The organism is Desertivirga brevis (assembly GCF_017355835.1).
In genome coordinates this window covers 1044549-1062913 of the sequence record NZ_JAFEWF010000001.1, presented here as the reverse complement: position 1 = coordinate 1062913, position 18365 = coordinate 1044549, and the positions used below count along the sequence as shown (strand labels likewise).

General features: G+C 38.8%; 19 protein-coding genes. 11 read left to right on the top strand and 8 right to left on the bottom strand.

What is annotated here, in order from left to right; genetic code table 11:
- Positions 1-2 precede the first annotated feature (2 nt).
- The 5 genes from J4N25_RS04735 to J4N25_RS04715 all read left to right on the top strand — a co-directional run bounded on the left by J4N25_RS04735 (position 3) and on the right by J4N25_RS04715 (position 5714).
- A complete protein-coding gene (locus tag J4N25_RS04735) occupies positions 3-818 on the top strand; it encodes a hypothetical protein (protein WP_207420994.1) in 816 nt (271 codons plus the stop codon).
- Positions 819-851: 33 nt separating this feature from the next.
- Positions 852-1922: a ThiF family adenylyltransferase gene (locus J4N25_RS04730; protein ID WP_207420993.1), complete on the top strand. Its 1071-nt coding sequence runs from the start codon at positions 852-854 to the stop codon at positions 1920-1922.
- A gap of 38 nt (positions 1923-1960) precedes the next feature.
- The gene (locus tag J4N25_RS04725) at positions 1961-4132 is read left to right on the top strand and encodes a sensor histidine kinase (RefSeq protein ID WP_207420992.1); all 2172 of its coding nucleotides are present in this window, start codon (positions 1961-1963) and stop codon (positions 4130-4132) included.
- A 98-nt stretch (positions 4133-4230) separates the two neighbouring features.
- A complete protein-coding gene (locus J4N25_RS04720) occupies positions 4231-5316 on the top strand; it encodes a hybrid sensor histidine kinase/response regulator (RefSeq protein ID WP_207420991.1) in 1086 nt (361 codons plus the stop codon).
- 8 nt (positions 5317-5324) lie between these two features.
- Positions 5325-5714: a response regulator gene (locus tag J4N25_RS04715; protein ID WP_207420990.1), complete on the top strand. Its 390-nt coding sequence runs from the start codon at positions 5325-5327 to the stop codon at positions 5712-5714.
- Positions 5715-5803: 89 nt separating this feature from the next.
- Here J4N25_RS04715 and J4N25_RS04710 read toward each other — a convergent pair whose 3' ends face one another.
- Positions 5804-6268: a response regulator gene (locus tag J4N25_RS04710; RefSeq protein WP_207420989.1), complete on the bottom strand. Its 465-nt coding sequence runs from the start codon at positions 6266-6268 to the stop codon at positions 5804-5806.
- Between the two features lie 197 nt (positions 6269-6465).
- On the opposite strand from J4N25_RS04710, the gene J4N25_RS26895 reads away from it, so the two are divergent.
- The 3 genes from J4N25_RS26895 (at position 6466) to J4N25_RS04700 (ending at position 8096) form a co-directional block, all read left to right on the top strand.
- Positions 6466-6594: a hypothetical protein gene (locus J4N25_RS26895; RefSeq protein WP_255537078.1), complete on the top strand. Its 129-nt coding sequence runs from the start codon at positions 6466-6468 to the stop codon at positions 6592-6594.
- A 94-nt stretch (positions 6595-6688) separates the two neighbouring features.
- Positions 6689-7612 (top strand): PRC-barrel domain-containing protein, encoded by a 924-nt coding sequence (locus J4N25_RS04705; RefSeq protein WP_207420988.1) that lies wholly within the window; start codon positions 6689-6691, stop codon positions 7610-7612.
- A 34-nt stretch (positions 7613-7646) separates the two neighbouring features.
- The gene (locus J4N25_RS04700; RefSeq protein WP_207420987.1) at positions 7647-8096 is read left to right on the top strand and encodes a hypothetical protein; all 450 of its coding nucleotides are present in this window, start codon (positions 7647-7649) and stop codon (positions 8094-8096) included.
- A gap of 64 nt (positions 8097-8160) precedes the next feature.
- On the opposite strand, the gene J4N25_RS04695 is transcribed toward J4N25_RS04700, so the two are convergent.
- Together J4N25_RS04695 and J4N25_RS04690 are read right to left on the bottom strand one after the other, a co-directional pair.
- The gene (locus J4N25_RS04695; RefSeq protein WP_207420986.1) at positions 8161-8694 is read right to left on the bottom strand and encodes an ExbD/TolR family protein; all 534 of its coding nucleotides are present in this window, start codon (positions 8692-8694) and stop codon (positions 8161-8163) included.
- Between the two features lie 235 nt (positions 8695-8929).
- The gene (locus tag J4N25_RS04690; RefSeq protein WP_207420985.1) at positions 8930-11107 is read right to left on the bottom strand and encodes an FUSC family protein; all 2178 of its coding nucleotides are present in this window, start codon (positions 11105-11107) and stop codon (positions 8930-8932) included.
- Positions 11108-11254: 147 nt separating this feature from the next.
- Here J4N25_RS04690 and J4N25_RS04685 point away from each other — a divergent pair, with 147 nt between their 5' ends.
- Positions 11255-12508, top strand: a complete 1254-nt coding sequence (locus tag J4N25_RS04685; protein WP_207420984.1) for a putative DNA modification/repair radical SAM protein — start codon at positions 11255-11257, stop codon at positions 12506-12508.
- The gene (locus tag J4N25_RS04680; protein WP_207420983.1) at positions 12508-13266 is read left to right on the top strand and encodes a TIGR03915 family putative DNA repair protein; all 759 of its coding nucleotides are present in this window, start codon (positions 12508-12510) and stop codon (positions 13264-13266) included. Before J4N25_RS04685 ends, J4N25_RS04680 begins: the two co-directional genes overlap by 1 nt.
- Here the strand turns inward: J4N25_RS04680 and J4N25_RS04675 are convergent, their stop codons facing one another.
- Positions 13267-14496: a metallophosphoesterase gene (locus tag J4N25_RS04675; RefSeq protein WP_207420982.1), complete on the bottom strand. Its 1230-nt coding sequence runs from the start codon at positions 14494-14496 to the stop codon at positions 13267-13269.
- Positions 14497-14501: 5 nt separating this feature from the next.
- Positions 14502-14996 carry a hypothetical protein gene (locus J4N25_RS04670; protein ID WP_207420981.1) on the bottom strand — a complete coding sequence of 165 codons (495 nt, stop codon included), beginning with the start codon at positions 14994-14996 and terminating at the stop codon, positions 14502-14504.
- A 151-nt stretch (positions 14997-15147) separates the two neighbouring features.
- On the opposite strand from J4N25_RS04670, the gene J4N25_RS04665 reads away from it, so the two are divergent.
- The gene (locus J4N25_RS04665) at positions 15148-15837 is read left to right on the top strand and encodes an SIR2 family NAD-dependent protein deacylase (protein WP_207420980.1); all 690 of its coding nucleotides are present in this window, start codon (positions 15148-15150) and stop codon (positions 15835-15837) included.
- 15 nt (positions 15838-15852) lie between these two features.
- On the opposite strand, the gene J4N25_RS04660 is transcribed toward J4N25_RS04665, so the two are convergent.
- From J4N25_RS04660 to ccoG, 3 genes are read right to left on the bottom strand one after another with little or no spacing between them, the layout of a single operon-like run.
- Positions 15853-16536, bottom strand: coding sequence for a sulfite exporter TauE/SafE family protein (locus J4N25_RS04660; protein ID WP_207420979.1), 684 nt, complete (start codon positions 16534-16536; stop codon positions 15853-15855).
- Entirely contained in the window at positions 16533-16955 is a 423-nt protein-coding gene (locus tag J4N25_RS04655; protein ID WP_207420978.1) for a FixH family protein, read from the bottom strand. The genes J4N25_RS04660 and J4N25_RS04655 overlap by 4 nt, the downstream gene beginning before the upstream one ends.
- Positions 16956-16959: 4 nt before the next feature.
- Positions 16960-18348, bottom strand: coding sequence for a cytochrome c oxidase accessory protein CcoG (ccoG, locus tag J4N25_RS04650; protein WP_207420977.1), 1389 nt, complete (start codon positions 18346-18348; stop codon positions 16960-16962).
- Positions 18349-18365: the final 17 nt, after the last annotated feature.

Sequence of the window (18365 nt, the reverse complement as noted above, 5' to 3'; positions counted from 1 at the left end):
TAATGGGGAACGCTTTAAATAAGGAAAATCCGGAGGTCCGATTGAGAGCCTTTCGCGCAGTTGATGATCCTGAGGCTTGCCAGCTCTTCGTCCAGGGACACGAGCACGTTTTAACGAGTATCGGAATAACCAAAGTTACGTCTTCGAAGAACGAGTGGACAAAAAATCCTGCAGCCTTTGTGTTAATTGTTGAGTCGTTAGATGGTGAGCGTGTATATGGCGGAGCCAGGGTACATGTTTCAGGAGGAACTGAGTTGCTGCCCTTAGAGCAAGCTACTGGCGCCTTCGACCCAAACGTCTTTGGCCTGGTATGGTCTTACGCCCAAAACGGTACGGGCGAGCTTTGCGGTTTATGGAACTCAAGGGAAATTGCGGGGTACGGCATAGGGAGTATTTTTTTAATAAGGGCTGCGGTAGCTGTAGCCTATCAGATAGGCCTGAAGTCACTTTTTGCCTTATGTGCACCATATACGGTTAAGCCCGTAGAAGGGGTTGGGATGCAATTAGAACCAAGGGTGGGGAAAGATGGAACATTCTATTACCCTAAGGAGGATTTGATCGCTACTACGATGGTAGTTACAGATTTAGAGGGACTATCTACTGCTCAAGAGGAGGATAAACAAGCAATTTTAAGTATACGGAATAACTTTAATACGGTGAGGGTTGAAACGCTGAGAGGGAAAAATATCACTATTCATTATCAAACTCAAATTCCAAACTTGGATAAGTGGAGCTTGACCGAAACTATTTCCGAAGCTCACCGGAACTATCTGAATGCCAGTCCGGAGGAAGAAAAAAAGAACTTTCCATTTCACTAAAATTAAACTCTGCAATACTAAGCAGGCTTATTTATGCAAGATATTTATTTACCAAAAATATTCCGTATTTCCAATTCATCAGATAAAGCATTATTTGACGCTTTACGTGATGCAGATCCATACATAAGTGTTCATGATGAAATGATTGGGCAGTTAAGGGAGCTGGTAAAAATAATGAATCCCTCTTTAAAGCTTACCGAGGAGGATTATCAGCGCCTTATTTCACAGCAAGTGGGCAGTACGCCAATAGGTGACTACGGTGTCTGGGTGTATTACCCCTGGAGTAGAACTCTTGTACACCTTTTGGATGAAGAAGAATTTGTAGAAGTCAGGACCAATCGGAATAGAAATAAGATTACCAAAGAGGAGCAAAACTTGCTTCGCACTAAATGTATAGGAGTAGCCGGATTATCGGTGGGACAATCTATTGCTCTAACGCTTGCAATGGAAAGGGTGTGCGGAGAGATAAGGCTGGCTGATTTCGACACTGCCGAACTAAGCAATCTTAACCGGATAAGAACGGGCGTTCATAATCTTGGTCTAAAGAAAACAATTATTGCAGCACGTGAAATTGCTGAGATCGATCCATTTATTAAGGTTCAAATATTTAATGAAGGACTTCAGGAGCAAAACCTGGACGCTTTTTTGGGCTCAGACAGGAAGCTGGATCTTTACATAGAAGTATGCGATGGGATTGAAATGAAACTGCGCAGCCGGTTCAAAGCAAAGGAGCTGATGATCCCGGTAGTAATGGATACCAATGACAGGGGAATGCTTGACGTCGAACGCTTCGATCTGGAGCCAGAAAGGCCAATACTTCATGGTCGCCTTCAGTCTTTTATTAATGGCAAGACTATACAAGTAACAGGGGAGAACCGTATGGAAATTATTAATGCTATTCTGAATTTTGACACCCTATCTGAACGGATGAGACTATCAATGATGGAAATTAATAAGAGTATTAACACATGGCCACAACTGGCATCTTCTGTAGTATTAGGGGGCGCTATAACAACAGATATTTGTCGTCGAATATTATTGGGTGAACATCGGGTATCTGGAAGGTACTATGTGGATCTTGATGAGATTTTTAGTGGTAAGTGATAAGTTGGATCAATTAAGACATGTTTAAAAAATATTGTATGAGAGGAAGGTTCCTGATGTTGCTTGCCTTTATTCTTTTAGCAGCATCAAACAGTGGGAAGGCACAGGAAGTTATTGCCGTAAGCAATGCTATCAATGAAAATTTTATTGGAAAGGATCTCTTTGTCTATCAAGACTCCAGCGAAAATCTCTCCTTTAGTGAGATAAAAACTTCCCCGGGTATCTTTAAAAGAAGTAGTTCAGATGTCCTGAACCTGGGAGTGAGCAGAGCCAACAACTGGGTGAAATTTTTCATCAGAAATGATACAGATCTGGATAAAGTCACCTTAAATATTTCGAACCCCATTATAGATATTGTTGATCTATACATCGTAAGAACAAATAAGGTAGATAGTATTAGAATTAGCAACTCAGATTATTTCACCAAACGTCCCTATAAGCACCAATTTTACCTCTTTGATATTGACCTGGAAAAGAATGAGCAAGTTGAATGCTTCGTTAAAGTGAAAAGTAATCAGCAAATCCTTTTGCCAATAGGTCTGGCAACAGAAAAGAAAGTATTTCAAGACATTAGTGAATCGGATAGTCGCACAAGCTTCTATCTGGGAATTATGCTGGTTATGCTTCTGTATAATCTTTTTATATATTTTACTACTCGTGATAGAGACTACCTGGTATATTGTCATTATAATTTTTGGGTAACGCTTACTCAAGCTACCCTTTTAGGTTTTTCTCATCGTTTTCTTTGGCCTGAGAACAAATGGTTGGCCGAAAATATGGTAATTATATGTGGGGCCATGTCGGGAATCGGAACCATTATGTTTTCCATTTCGTTTCTCAGAACTCGCTTATATTCCCCGCGTTTAAGTCTGCTACTTTTTGCTACCATAGGTGTTTATATAACATCTATAATTGTGCTTTTGATTGGTTATAAGCCAGTTGCCTTTCAAATTGTAAATGTAAACGCTGCTTTCGTATCTATTTTGATCATGATCGTTGCATGGGTTGTTTACAGAAGGAATTTTGCACCGGCACGTTACTTCTTGCTCAGCTGGACTATCTTTTTTGCTAGTATTCTGGTCTTTGTAGCCAAGGATTATGGTATTGTTCCGTATAATGCATTTACATTGCACTCGGTTGAAATCGGATCTGCTTTTGAAGCAGTGTTCCTATCTTTTGCTTTGGCGGGTAAAATTAACACTCTTAAAAAGGAAAAGGAATTATCTCAACTTCAGGCATTAAAAGTTGCCCAGGAAAATGAGCGAATTATCCGTGAGCAAAATGTTGTTTTAGAGCAAAGGGTAGCAGAAAGGACTGTTGAATTGAAGGAATCAAACGAGGAATTAAATACGACTCTTGAGCACTTGAAACAAACTCAGAGTCAGTTGGTAGACTCTGAAAAGATGGCTTCACTGGGGCAGTTGACGGCGGGAATAGCACATGAGATTAATAACCCGATCAACTTTGTTACCTCAAACGTAGCTCCTTTAAAACGTGACGTAAAAATGCTTTTAGAGGTAATCGATACAATAGAAGAAGTTGGTTTGTCGGGAGCCGCCCAAGAGGAAAAAGTCAGAAAGATAGAAGAATATAAAGAGGAGATGGATTTTGACTACCTCAAAATCGAAATCGACCATTTACTAAAAGGAATTCATGAAGGTGCGTCTCGAACAGCTGAAATTGTTAAAGGTCTGCGGATCTTTTCACGGGTTGATGAAGACGATTTAAAACGTGCGGATATTAATGAAGGATTAGACTCCACTTTGATCATTATTAACAACCTGCTGAATAATCGTATAGTTGTAACGAGGGAGTACGGAAACTTACCACTGATTGAATGTTACCCAGGAAAATTAAATCAGGTGTTCTTAAATATAATTTCTAATGGAATTCATGCTATCAACAAGAAATTTGGAGACGCACCAGGCGGTGAGGTCAAAATTATTACCAGTCACGATGAAGAGCATGTTTTCATAAAGATCACTGATAATGGAACAGGAATGGATGAAAAGACAATGAGGAAGATCTTTGAACCGTTCTTTACAACTAAGGAGGTTGGAGAGGGTACAGGTTTAGGTATGTCGATTGCTTATAATACCATAAAGAAACATAATGGTAAGATAAGTATGAATTCAACGCTTGGAGAGGGAACAGAATTTATTATTGATCTACCGGTAATACATAAAATAGAGGCAACTATACATTCGTAAAACTTGTATAAGTGAGTGAATTAAATTTTTAGCTTTACAAATACTTACAGTTGTAAGACAACCTTCCTTTCACTTCAAATCATTAAATTACAGGCATAATGCCAGAAAAAGTTAAGATACTATATATTGATGATGAGCCCAACAATCTTGTGGGTTTTAAGGCATCATTTAGGTTAGATTACAGTGTTTTTACGGCAAGTAATACCGACGAAGCTTACGTAATACTCAACAAACATCCCGATACAAGAATCATCTTTTGTGATCAGAGGATGCCTAATAAAACAGGGGTCGAGTTTTTTGAAGAGGTTAGGGAGCAGCATCCTCACCCAATCCGGATCCTTATAACCGGCTATACAGATATTGAAGCAGTAATAGATGCAATTAACCGGGGGCATATATTCAGGTATGTGAAGAAGCCCTGGGTGGATGCTGATATAATTTCTGCCATAGAAGAGGCAAATAAGTTTTATATTTCCAACTCCCTTTTGGCTATGAAAAACCAGGAGTTGCAAATTGCCTATAATGAACTTGACAAGTTTGCTTACAGCGTTAGTCATGATATAAGAGGTCCACTTTCTGGTATTCTTGGAGCAATAAGGGTTGTGAAGCATCTTGAATCAATTGAAGATATGAAGGAGATGCTCTACTTGATGGAGAATTCAGTTAAAAAGTTGGATACCTTTATTCTAAGCGTTCATGATTACTATAACCTTCAACGCGGTGAGCTAAAGATAAAGGAGATTAGTCTAGAGAGCGTGGTTAAAGACCTTACAGATATTTATAGTATTTATAGTAATGCCAACGGTATCGCCTTTAGCACGAGTGTCTCACAAAATGAAGCTTTTCGCTGTGACGAAACTTCATTGAAATTGATTCTAAATAACTTGTTGTCTAATGCCTTCAAATATCAGAGAAGAGACAATCAGGATAAACAGGTTGAGCTTACTGCCGAAGTTATTAAAAATACGGCTTATTTCACTGTAAAAGATAATGGAATTGGTATTCCTGCGAATCATTTGGGAGAGATCTTCAACTTATTTTATCGTGCTACTACTACTGAAGCAGGTTCTGGTTTTGGCCTCTATAATGTAAAGGATGCACTGTTGAAGCTTAATGGGGAGATAAAGGTAAAATCGGAACTAGGGGAAGGGGCAACCTTCAATGTAACTATTCCAAGTAAATGATCAGCTAGATGGAAAAGTATAAGTTTATTATTATTGATGATAGTGCGCTGGACTGCTATATAGCAGAAAAGATGATAAGATATACAGGGAAGTGTGAGGATGTGCATTGCTTTTTAGGAGCAACGGAAGCACTCGAATTTATAAAAACGTCAGCTGTTAGTGCTGATGATCCGCTTACAATTATCATACTTGATGTTTTAATGCCAATAATGAGCGGCTTTGTGTTTGTGGAAGAGTTCGAGAAACTACCAGAAAATATCAAAGATAGATATAGGATTATTGCCCTTACTTCGTCTATGAATAAGAATGATATTGATAAGATTTGTAGTTACGATACTGTGAATGATATCATGGATAAGCCTATCACTGCAGAAACTTTATCTCCGTTATTATTCTAATAGTTTGAAGGGTATAAAGTATTTTGAATCTGATAAAAAGTAAAAGGGCCTTTCGGCCCTTTTACTTTTTATATCAACTAGACATTATGTTAGTCTAATAATTTCTGCCTCAACAAAAATTCAAGCTGATCGTTCGATACCAGTAATTTGCTGTTCATATCAACAATCTCTTTTTGCTGGGTATAAACCTCATAAGCTCTTTCTATAGACATAGTAAGTTCTTCTTCATTCCATGGCTTAGTCAAGTAATGGAAGATCTTTCCTTTATTTACTGCGTCAATTACTGCATTCATATCTGCATAACCCGTTAACAAAAGTCTGATCGGTTCCGGGTTTATCTCCAAGACCTTTTCCAGGAACTCCACCCCAGTCATATTGGGCATGCGCTGGTCCGTTATAATAATTTCAACAGGCGTGTTCTTTAGGATTTCCATAGCCTCATCACCACTCATTGCAGTGATTATATTGTACTTTAATCTGAACGTAGCCTTAAAAGAAAATAAATTGTTCGGTTCGTCGTCTACGTAAAGTACTGTTATCTTTTTATCAGGCATAAAGTTGATGCTGGTTATAATAAATACCTATCTCGCGATTTCATCGCTTTTTTATCCCTTCCTTCTACGATAAGGCATTGCAGAAAGTTCCTTGAGAATTAAAAAGGCGAAAGATCCTGATTTTGGTATGATAATAGCTCTATAGGCCAATATAGTGATTTGCTAACTTTTGTACAATTAAAAGCTAAAAAACAACAATGGCAGAATTACACGTTCAACGTAAGCGCAGAAGCACTGGATGGCTTTGGCTTATTGTATTACTTATACTGGCTGTGGCTTTATACTTTTTATACATGTATTATCAGTCGGGACAGTTGCACTTTTAATATAACCTGACAGGATCAATAAATAAAGTTTTGAATGAAGGGTATCGTAAGACCTTTCATTCAACCTTTTCTTGTAAAACCTAATAAGAAAATTATGGCTGACAATAATCATATTGCGCACTTCAGAGAACTGGGCAGTAGTAAATATGAAATGGCTCCCGGTGAACCAGACATAAGAGGCTGGATAGTAAAAAACGATTTTGGTAGGATACTTGGTAAAGTGAACGATCTTATCCTTGATACAAAGGCCCAAAAAGTGAAGTATTTTATACTCGACACTGATGGAAACGAATTGTATATGATGGGAAGGAGAATACTTCTGCCTTTAGAATATGCCGAATTAGACGAAGTTTACAAAAACGTAGTATATCCAGGTCTTTCAGCTAATGAACTCAGTTCTTTACCAAATTACGACCGTAGCAGTCTTACTGTTAAAACTGAGGAAATTATCATTAATACCTTTCGTAATTTCAACTCAGGGAAAAAATCATCTGCAAATTTAATAACAGATAATCGGGACCATTCTGCCCCATCATTAAGAGAGCACGGAGTGACAGATGAAAGGCCCCTTGTTTCCACTCATAATACAGGTAGCTATGAAAGTGACGAGGTTAGGCGGCAATCTGTAGCAGGTGTTTTTCAGTCAAGAAGAGAAGCTGAGCTTGCAGAAAACCATTTAATAGAAAACGGCTTTAATAGGAGAGAAGTACAAATCGTTTTCCGTGATCAGGAAGATATTGCCAAAGGCAATTTGAATGAGAAAGAAGGAATCAGCGGTTTCTTTTCAAACCTTTTCAGTTCTGATGAATCCAGTTGGCTCAACTCCAACGATGGCCGGAAATATCCAGTTGTGCTTGTTAGTAAGTTATCCATCGCAGAAGCCGAAAGGGCAGCAGAAATTCTTGATAGAACTGGAGCTATTAATATAGACGAAACAGTTAAAGCTTATCGAAGCAGAATTTCCTCGAATCCCCCAAGTTCAACCAGGCGTTTTAGGAGCAGGATCATAGAACGATAGTTTTCAAATTCATTAAAAGTATAAATACATCCCTATGATAGATAAAGATGATTATTTGGAAGATGAAGGTTACGGAGCCGATCAGCCGGAGCAACCGACATCACTCGACGAGCAGGAGCAATTGAATAGCAATGATCTGGTGACGAGAATTGAAGACGAAAACAGCCCGGATTTTGACGACCAGGATGAAGTTCTTAATAACGTGCCTGCTCAGGAGGAAGGAGTAAGTAACTTTCTCGAAAAAAGCATTCCTGATAACAATCCTGATCCCTTAAACGAAGGCGATGCTCCTGTTACTAAAAATTTACTTGGGGATAATTTTCCAGGAAGCGAGCAAATTGCTTTTGACGCGGGAATTAAAGGAGATATGGGAAGAGATCAGGTTCAGTATAATGCAGAAAATATCAAAGAGAATTTTCGTGAGAACCTGGATAAAACAAATTCAGAGATAGATCTGGATAAAAGGTTGAAAGACCAGCAATAACTTGTTTTAAAATCATATGATATAAAAAGGACCAGATAAATGCTCTGGTCCTTTTAAAATATAATTAATAGATAGCTGATCTTTTCATTCTTTCAATGTCTATTGGCATGGTCCCTACGATCATATAGTTTTCTATTCCGGTAATTTTTAATTCATCAAGGACATCTACCAGATTTTTATAGTTCGATCTGTCAGTAGGCTTTATTAAAGCAATTACACCTTTTTCCCTACTGCCGGTTAATCCTTGAACGCTCTGGTTCTGGCTCTTCAAAACTTCACGTAATCCCTCGGTAGAAAGACTAGTAACCTCCGGAGCGGTTAATGGATTTTCCGCTTTTCCCATGTACCACTGAATTCTATTATCTTTTCCAATGCATAGATTCATGGTTCTGCTGTCAGCTATTTCCATTCCTGGGCTAGCTTTCACTGGCATAGCTAGAGGCATCATAAAGGGTTTGGCTAACGATGTCGTAAGCATAAAAAAGGTAATTAACAGGAACATAAGATCTACCATTGGGGTCATGTCCACTTTTGGGGATAAAGTTGAAGTACGGCCTTTGCCTCTGAGGCTTCCAGCTGAAGAATTTAATTCTGCCATTGCTTTAGGTTTTATAATAATGAGATGCGGAATTAGGGTCTTCTCCATAAGTTCCTGAAACTTTTATTACATCAAAATAAAATGCAACTTACCTTATACAGTAAAGCAATAAGTGAGTGCACACACGACCAATAAGTAATTGAGGGGATATCGCGGATAATAGTGAACTATTAAGCTTTAGAACATACTAATAATTTCCTTCAAGAATACCTGCCCTTACCTGATCTTTGAGAAATTAAATTAATTGGGTGCTTACCGCTTTTTCGGAATGTGGATTTTCTATTTCACCATTAACTTTTTGGATAATCTTCAAAAGATCTGACGAGGCTTTGCTGATAAAATTCAGTTGTTCAGTAATTAAGTTGGAATCAGGGCTTTCTTCAATAATTTTCAACCCAGCATCCGGCACCTTCAAATCAACTTCTTTTAAGGCGCTTTGATTATCATCAGACTGCATCCGAACGATGCCCTCACTTAAATGAAACAAAGCTTTTCTTAAAGTTTTCACATGCACCGGGTTGATCAATTGTCTTTCATCAGCTTTAATGTAGGTAGCTAAGGTTGCAATATAAGATGAAAGGCTGTGGTTTAACACTATGAAATTATTCACCTCGCTTACGTGCATCTGTTTGTCTTTTGGCTCTGATAGCATACGTTGAAGCACAGAACCCATGTTAGCCGATTGTACATAAACCTCTTTCCTGGCAAGTTTATAATCTACTACATTAAGTTCCTTCCCCATAAAAGTTAAAGCGATCTCGGCAAGGTAATGATAGTTAGCAACAAGAAGTTTTCGCATATGCGAACGGAGATGAAAATACTCCCACGCAGGAAAAACAAAGTAGCTGGCAATTAACGCAATAAAAGAACCGATAAAGGTATCTATTATTCGCTCCTCAACTACCTTAAGGCTACCATAACCTATAAAGCTTAGCATTATAAGAATAAAAGGAGTCATGAACAGAACAGTGACCACATAATTTAATCGTTGAAAACTGTAAGCTCCAATCATGAAGACCAGCATAATTAAAAAGCGGTGCGTATGGTCTTTCACGTAGTAGATGACGAGCGCTCCTACTATTCCTCCAATAAAAGTTCCGATTAAGCGCTGGTAATTACGTTCTTTAGTTAAACTGAAGGCAGGTTTAAGAATCACTACGATAGTAAGCAAAACCCAATAACTATGACTACCGCCAATCAAAGTAGAAATAATATAACCCACCACGCAAACTATCGAAACCCGTAACGCATGTCTGAAATTATTTGACTTGAGGCTTAGATTATCAACAAAGGATTTAGGATCTATGGCCTGACGAGATACAAACCTGTCCAGGTCTTTCTCGGTTCCCTTTTTAATATTACCTACCGATTTTTCTCTAAAGTATCCATAGATAGCCTGAGTTCGGTTAACTATATTTCTGACGTTAATGAGTATCTTTTTTAAGATGAGATTATTGTCTACCATATCAATATGGTACTTCAATTGCTCCAGTTGATTTTGAAAGTTGTGGAGCTGTTTCGGGCGTTCATTGGCCGTAACTGCATGTCCAAGGTTTTCTAACTCATCTCCAATATTTTGAATAATGGTTTGAAACTCACGTAAGACCGATGTACCTTCAAATCTTTCTCTTACTGCTTTATAATCATAATGCGTAGCCATGCTCTGTTCAAAGAGATCTACAATATCAGAAAATAGCAGGACCAGGAGGCGTGCGGTGTCTGATGGGTTTTTGGTTATGAATTTGTTTTTAAAAAGGATTTCGCGTACTACATCTTGCTGTTGATGAGCGTCGATCTGCTTTTCAACCAGCTTTTTGTAATTCAGGTCAAGATCGGTAGAGGGATTATAAAAACGGGCCTTCAGCCTTAGGTAGTCAGCAACTTTTTCAATGCATTCTCCTAATGCCTGCTGTGCCACCCTATATGGTTGAATCATTGAAATCGCTATACTAAGCCCCATATACCATACCCCACCCAATAGTAAAAAACCACAATATTGGAAAAGTTCTACTACCTGAAATTCTCTTTCAAGATTTAATATCATGACAATCAAAACCCCTGTTCCCACAGAAGAAGCTCTGTTGCCATATACATTGAACATGGAATAAAAAAACGATAAAAAGAGGATCTCAATGGCAACGAGTACAGGAGAATGGTTAATAAGCCCTGTAAGCAAACCGGTAAGCAGCATAAATGCTATGCTTGCCATCATTCCATTTCTTTTATGAACAACCGGGCCAGGAGTATCAGGAATACTGGTTGTAATTGCTCCCAAAGAAACGGTAATTCCTTCATCTAAATGTCCTGACTGAGAAAAGATCAATGGAGGCAAAAGCACGCCGAATGTAATTCGGAGGCCGTCTGTAAAATATTGACTGTATATGAAATTCTTTATCTCCCTGGTTTGCTTCATGTTAAATACTTCGGGGTAAAAAGGCCAGGAAACTGCGCCAACTGTTCTGGCAAGTTAAAAAAATATTGCCTTTTCCCTCATTTAAATAAACAAAATGAAGACAGGTTTTGATTTCTTCTTTGCTAATTAATTTAGTATTTTTGATCTATGTCGGAGAGGATAAGAGAGAAATTGCAAATACTAGCAGATGCGGCTAAATACGATGTTTCCTGCTCTTCTAGCGGAAGCAATCGAAAAAATCATAACAAAGGTCTAGGAGACACGGGCAATGGAATTTGTCATACCTATACAGAGGACGGCCGGTGTGTATCACTTCTAAAAATACTTCTCACAAATTTCTGTATTTATGATTGCGCCTACTGTGTGACGAGGAAAAGTAACGACATAAAGCGAACAGCTTTCACTGTTGAGGAAGTCGTTGACCTAACCATTAGTTTTTATCGTAGAAATTATATTGAAGGACTATTTTTAAGCTCGGGCATTTTCAAGAATGCCGACTATACGATGGAGAGGTTGGTCCGGGTAGCCAAAAAACTTCGTACCGAGCACAAATTCAATGGTTATATTCACCTTAAGTCAATTCCGGGGGCAAGCGACGAGTTAATGCACGAGGCTGGTTTATATGCCGACCGCCTCAGCGTGAATATTGAGATCCCAACCGAGCAGGGATTGAAACTCCTTGCTCCTGATAAGGACAGAAAGGATATGATCCAACCAATGAACTACCTAAAAGAGGAGATCATACAGAACCGGGAGGAGAAAAAGCTGTTCAAAAAGGCTCCGATATTTGCTCCTGCAGGGCAAAGTACTCAAATGATCATTGGTGCCTCCAAAGAATCAGATAAGGATATCATGTTTACCGCTAACAACTTCTATCGGAACTTCAATCTTAAGCGTGTTTATTATTCCGGTTATGTCCCAATAAGTAATGATAGCCGTTTACCTGGCCTAAGTTCGGCTGTTCCAACTATTCGTGAAAACAGGCTTTATCAAACTGATTGGTTATTGCGTTTTTATGGGTTCAAAGTACAGGAGATCTTAACCAATGAACATCCAAATCTTGATCTTGATATTGATCCCAAGCTAGGGTGGGCTCTACGAAATCTTCAACACTTTCCTATAGATATCAATAAAGCAGACCTTCAGCTGATTCTTCGCGTTCCTGGAATAGGGCTACAATCTGCCAATAGGATTGTGGAGGCCAGAAAATTCCAAAGGCTGAACTGGGAGCATCTAAAGAAAATAGGAGTAGCCTTGAACCGGGCACGGTACTTCATTACATGTAATAGTTCTCAATTTGAACGGAAGACCTATTCAGAGAGTCAGATAAAGCAATTTATACTTGCCTCTTCTCAAAGTAAGTATTTAAAATCGGTTACTCCACAACTAAGTCTTTTTTAATGGTTAATCTTACTTATGATGGTTCCTGGTACGGCTTCCTATCCGCTGTTTTTGATGTGTATGAAAGAAAACTCAAACAGGTTTCCATATTAAAGGAAACCTTGTACATGCCAGAAGCATTTGCTGGGAGATTCGAAGTATTTACCGATAATAAAAAGGCTGAACGGGTATGGAACGGTTTATTGAAGCAATTGCCGGTCGCATCCTGTAAAAACATCTATTGCTGCTATCTATCAGAGATTCCGGGAATAGAGAATAGCCTATTAAGGTTTATTCAACTCGCTTTTTCTACTAAACAGGCTGATAAGGCATTTGCAAATCCAGACGTTTTAAGAGTGAGTCAGGTAGCGAAAATGGTATATAGGGAGAGGCATCGGATGGAGGCTTTTGTCCGTTTTAAATTAACTAAGGATAATATCTACTTTGCAGAAATTGATCCGGATTTCAATGTTTTACCCCTGCTCGTAGACCATTTTCAAAAGAGGTATGCCGACCAGGTTTGGATAATCTATGACTTAAGACGGAAATACGGGATATACTACAATCTGGAAAACGTTGAAGAGATCACTTTTGCTACCTCCGAGATCAAGGAAGCTAAAGGAGATAGTTCAGTCTTTGAAGAATCGGAGGAGCTTTATCAAACACTCTGGAAGGATTACTTTCAACATGTTAATATTGAGGAAAGGAAGAATACAAAGCTGCATTTGCGTCATGTTCCAAAAAGATATTGGAAGTATCTGGTCGAAAAAGGTCTTTGATTATGGCTCAGATCTTTTTAAAGTTATTACCGTTATTTCCGGCCAGATCCCTACTCTTCCTGAAAAACCTAAAAAACCAAAGCCCCGGTTAATGTAGAGGTAACGCTTATTATGTTCTGCTAATCCAGCCCAGTGAGGGTACCGATATTTAACAGGGCTCCATTTTATCCCAAGGGCTTCTATTCCAAACTGCATTCCATGCGTATGTCCTGAAAGTGTTAGATGAATTTTTACAGGAAGGTCCTTGATGATACTTTGCCAATGGGTAGGATCATGAGATAAAAGGATTTTAAAGTCATTTGGATCAACTCCTGATAGAGCTTTTTTAATATCTCCCCTCTGCCCAAATCCTAATCCCCAGTTTTCTACTCCTAGTAAAGCAATTTCCTGGCCGTCTTTCTTAATTAGAGCGTGTTGGTCCAGAAGTAATTCAAATCCCATATCCGCATGGTATTTTTTTAGATGCTCAAGGTTTATAGCCTTCTCGTGGTGATTATTCCATTGGATATAATCACCATAATCATGATTGCCCAGAACAGAATATTTCCCATACTTTGCCGTTATACGACCAAACTTGCCTATCCATGGTAATATCTCTTCAGATTGATTATTAACCAGGTCTCCAGTAAAAACGAAAAGATCAGGCTCCTGACTGTTTATTAACTTGATCCCTTTTTCTACAGCCGAAGCATTATCAAAACTTCCGGCATGAACATCGGAGATCTGTACGAGCTTAAAATCCTGAAAAGCTTCGGGAAGATCATCAAAATACAGATCTAGTTTATGCACTTTGTAATTGTACTTACCCAGCGTTACGCCGTGTAGAAAGGCAAGAAAAATAAGTAAAGCCAGGGCAAGGCCAATAAAAATCACCGTCTCATTTCTTGCCGGCATAATTCCTCCCCGGAATACACTGGCAACAAGTCGGAATATATCTTGGAAAAAAAGCAAAAGGACAAAAACCAGTTTGGTTACAAAGTTGACCAGTAAGGCATTTATCCAGTTCTTTAAAGCTGTAGTAAGTTTGGCAATTTTCAGAGCCCTTCGTAAAGTGAAGAGAAATGAAATTAAAATCAGGCCAGTGGTGCCCCAATAAATGCCAAAGATTGCGTCTTTAGTGGTTCTACCTGTTTTTATTAACAGTGGTTCGAGACCTTGAAAAGCGTAAAAGTCTACTAGTAAAATAAAGACAAGTAGTAGAGCTATAGGAAATAATCGTACAGACCTCATGAATCTTACCGATTTTCTGCAGTCTTTATCCGTTCATCAACAACTGTAATTAGTTGCCTCACAGCATCTTTGAGTTTTGGCTTTCCTGCATAATCAACGTCAAAGTCTATATGTTTAGTTTTCCTTTGGTATTTGAACTCGAGATAGTAGTGGGGTTGAACTGTTCCGGTTGCTTCAGAGTTTCCTTCCATTTTCTCAGGAAAGTTCCAAAAACCAAGATCCGCAGCTTTCCTGTGCAAATAGAGGAGATCATCTTTGGTTAACTTAACCTTTTTCCTCACTATAGAATCGCTTTCGTTAAGATATTGATACTCCATCGTCCTGGAGTTATAGCTGTTCGCTAAACTATCCCCCAAGCCATATTTTAATGTTAGTTCTTCAAACTCTGCAAACTTATACGGTGCATTTTTAACCATCATACCATAATAATAAAGGGCATAGATCAGGAAGGGAACTACTATACTAAGTCCAAGAAATATTCTTTTAAATCTGTCACTCATGTTGAAAAATAAGAGAATGGAAAAACTCCAAACGGCGGCAAAAATAGATATTAGATATGAGATGTGTACGATTTTGGTCTGAGATTACATAGGGATGAACAATCTATAGCAAATTCCTTTTGTACATTTGTTGCTACGAGCTATTATGGTCATGAAGAAAAATCTTGTAATATTAACAGGGGCTGGAATTTCTGCAGAAAGCGGTCTTCAAACCTTTCGGGATGCTGATGGATTATGGGAAGGTTATAACGTATATGATGTAGCAACACCGGAAGCCTGGAGAAGAAATCCAGAGATGGTTCAGGAGTTTTATAACCTGCGGAGAAAGGCGGTCCTGGAGGCCGAGCCCAATCCAGCTCATTATGCTTTAGCAAAGCTTGAGGAAAAGTACGCTGTTACTATAATAACTCAAAATATAGATAATCTTCATGAACGAGCAGGGTCAAGTAATGTCGTTCATCTTCATGGTATCATTACTAAAGCCCAATCTTCCAAAAACCCTAATTTACTTTATGATATAGAAGGATGGGAATTAAAGATGGGAGAGAAGTGTGCTTTAAATTCCCAATTACGCCCACACGTTGTTTGGTTTGGAGAACCTGTGCCGATGATTGAACCTGCTGCTAAAATTTGTTCCCGGGCTGATATCTTTATCATCTTAGGCACTTCTTTAAATGTATATCCGGCTGCCGGTCTATCCGATTTTGTACCGGCTGACGCAGAAAAAATTCTTATTGATCCTAAAGTTCCTGATGTCTATCTACCTAAGCTCCGTACAGTTGCAGAGAAAGCAAGCGTTGGTGTTCCTTCAGTGGTGGAGGAGTTGTTGAAAAGATCTTAAGATCTGCTTCGGTCACTATTTACAATTAGGTACCTCTGTTGAGTGTTCCTGGTGTATAAACGGGAGCGCTAGGTTGCTCCCTCTAATCACCAACCAACAACCTATCAGGATGAATAGAAACGGAGTTATCGCACTGAATCTAATTTTCTTTCTAAAGATGAGGGGGGCAATTGCTGTTAAAATCATTAAAGGGGTGGTACCAAGTCCAAAAAAGAACATAAAGTTAGCACCTTGTTCGGCAGAGCCTGTATTTAAAGATGCGGCAACAGCCATATATACCATTCCGCAGGGAAGTAGTCCATTTAAAGCGCCGGCAATTAATCCTCCATATGGTTTATTTAAAAATTTGTTTAGTAGCAAGGCAAGAGGCTGGCTAAACTTTAGTTTAAGCTGTGTTTTAAATCTTATTTTTTCGGGGAAAAAATACGGAAGGGCAAGCAGGATTAAGATCAAACCGGAAAAGACGCTTAATCCTTTTTGCCATCCTAATAGGTCGAATTGCTTACCAATCAATCCGGCTATAAGTCCAATACTTGTATAAACCATCACCCTTCCGGCCTGGTAAGAAAGACGCTGAATCAGTACTGAGAATAAAGACATTCCCTGAAAAGGGATAGCCATTAATAGTGGGCCGCACATAGCCACACAGTGCAAACTCCCAAATAACCCGGTAAAGAAAGCTAGCGCCTGGTAACTCATGGCATTATTATTTCTTTTTTAATCTGGTAGTCTTTTCCTGCTGCTGAGTACTGGAAGTTTAAGATCCATTCCCCTTGCTTAAGGTCAGCGGCAGGGATTAATAAAGCTTTGCCACTCGTAGTTCCTTTGTACAAACGATCCTTCCCTGCATTGGCCATGCATTTACTGTTTATTTTATACTCCACTTCGCAAGGAAAGCTAACGTGAATACCATCCGTTCTAATATCAAGCTCCGGAATCACGGAGTCTTTTAATGCACGTTTATGAGCGTTATATTCTTTGTCGTAATTAAGTCCATCTTCGTAATAGTTTTTTTCAATTAGATCGTCGTTGTCACTTAAAATCATTCTTGCACTCAGAAATACAATGAACGACATAAACAAAACCATCACGAATATTAATTTCTTTCCCCAGTTCATAAGCTTAAATGTTTGGTGGTGCAATAAATGTAGTTTCAACTTTGTCCAGGACTTTTCCGTCGGATATTACTTTAAGTGAAACTGTTGATTTATATTCTTTTATATCCTTTTTCGGTTTAATAACAAAGAAGGTTATTTTAACACTTTCTCCTTTTCCTATTTTGTTCTCTTTGTTTATAATCTGAATCTGGCAATTTGCCTGGTTAGGCTCAAGGGAGAATTGAAGCGCCTTTGAAGTCTTATTTACCAGTTCTGCGTTGTAGAGGTTACTTACAGTACCATTATCCCTTTCCTGATACAAAGTACCTCCTGCTCTCAGAACTGTTGTTTCTATGTCAGTCCGGCGAATAATCAAAGTTGCCGTTGCTGTCACCATAACCAAGAGGATAGCAGCGTAACCATAGATCCTTTTTCCGAACCTGAACTCCTGCTGGGCTTTGATGTTCTCTTCCGATTTAAACCCGATGAGATCCTCCGCCAGATTTAGCTTACGCATAACAGAATTGCAGGCATCAATACAAGCGGTGCAGTTTATGCATTCCAGCTGGGTACCGTTGCGAATGTCAATACCAGTGGGGCATACCTGCACACAAAGATCACAGTCAACACAATCTCCTTTGTCTGGTGTAGGGTTATTTCTTTTTCTTTTTCCCCTTGGCTCGCCTCTTATATAGTCGTATGCTACAACAAGACTTTTACTATCGAGTAATACGCCTTGTAGCCGACCGTAAGGACAGATTACTACACATACCAATTCCCTTAATTTCGAGAAAACAAGATAGAAAAGGATAGTAAAAATGACTATAGAAATGAAGCCGGCAATGTGCTGAGTAATAGGTTCGTTAATGATTTTTAAGACTTCAGCGGAGCCTATAATATAAGCCAGAAATATGTTGGCGATGAGAAAAGAAAGAACAATAAAGATGCTGTGTTTCAGGCTTTTCTTAAATAGCTTTTCGCCGGTTAAAGGGGATGCGTTCAGCTTCTTTTGCTTTGAAGCATCTCCTTCTATCCAAATTTCGATCTTACGAAAGAGCATTTCCATGAAGATAGTTTGAGGACAGGCCCAGCCACACCAGACCCGCCCAAAAACCAATGTAAAAAGCAAAACAAATACAAGGAATGTAAGACTGGCTAAAACAAAGATGTAAAAGTCCTGGGGTAGAAATACGACTCCAAAGAATACGAATTTTCTTTCGATAATATTCAGCAGGATCAACTGTTCTTCGTTAAGCTTAATAAATGGCCCTGTAAATAACAAGGTTAATAATACGTAGCTTAACCAGGTACGGTAACGATAGAATGCGCCCTTAATGATCTTTGGATAGATCCACCGTCTATTTTTACCATCCTCAGTAACTGTTGATGTTCTGTCTCTGAATGTTACTTCCATATCGCCCCCTAATCTTC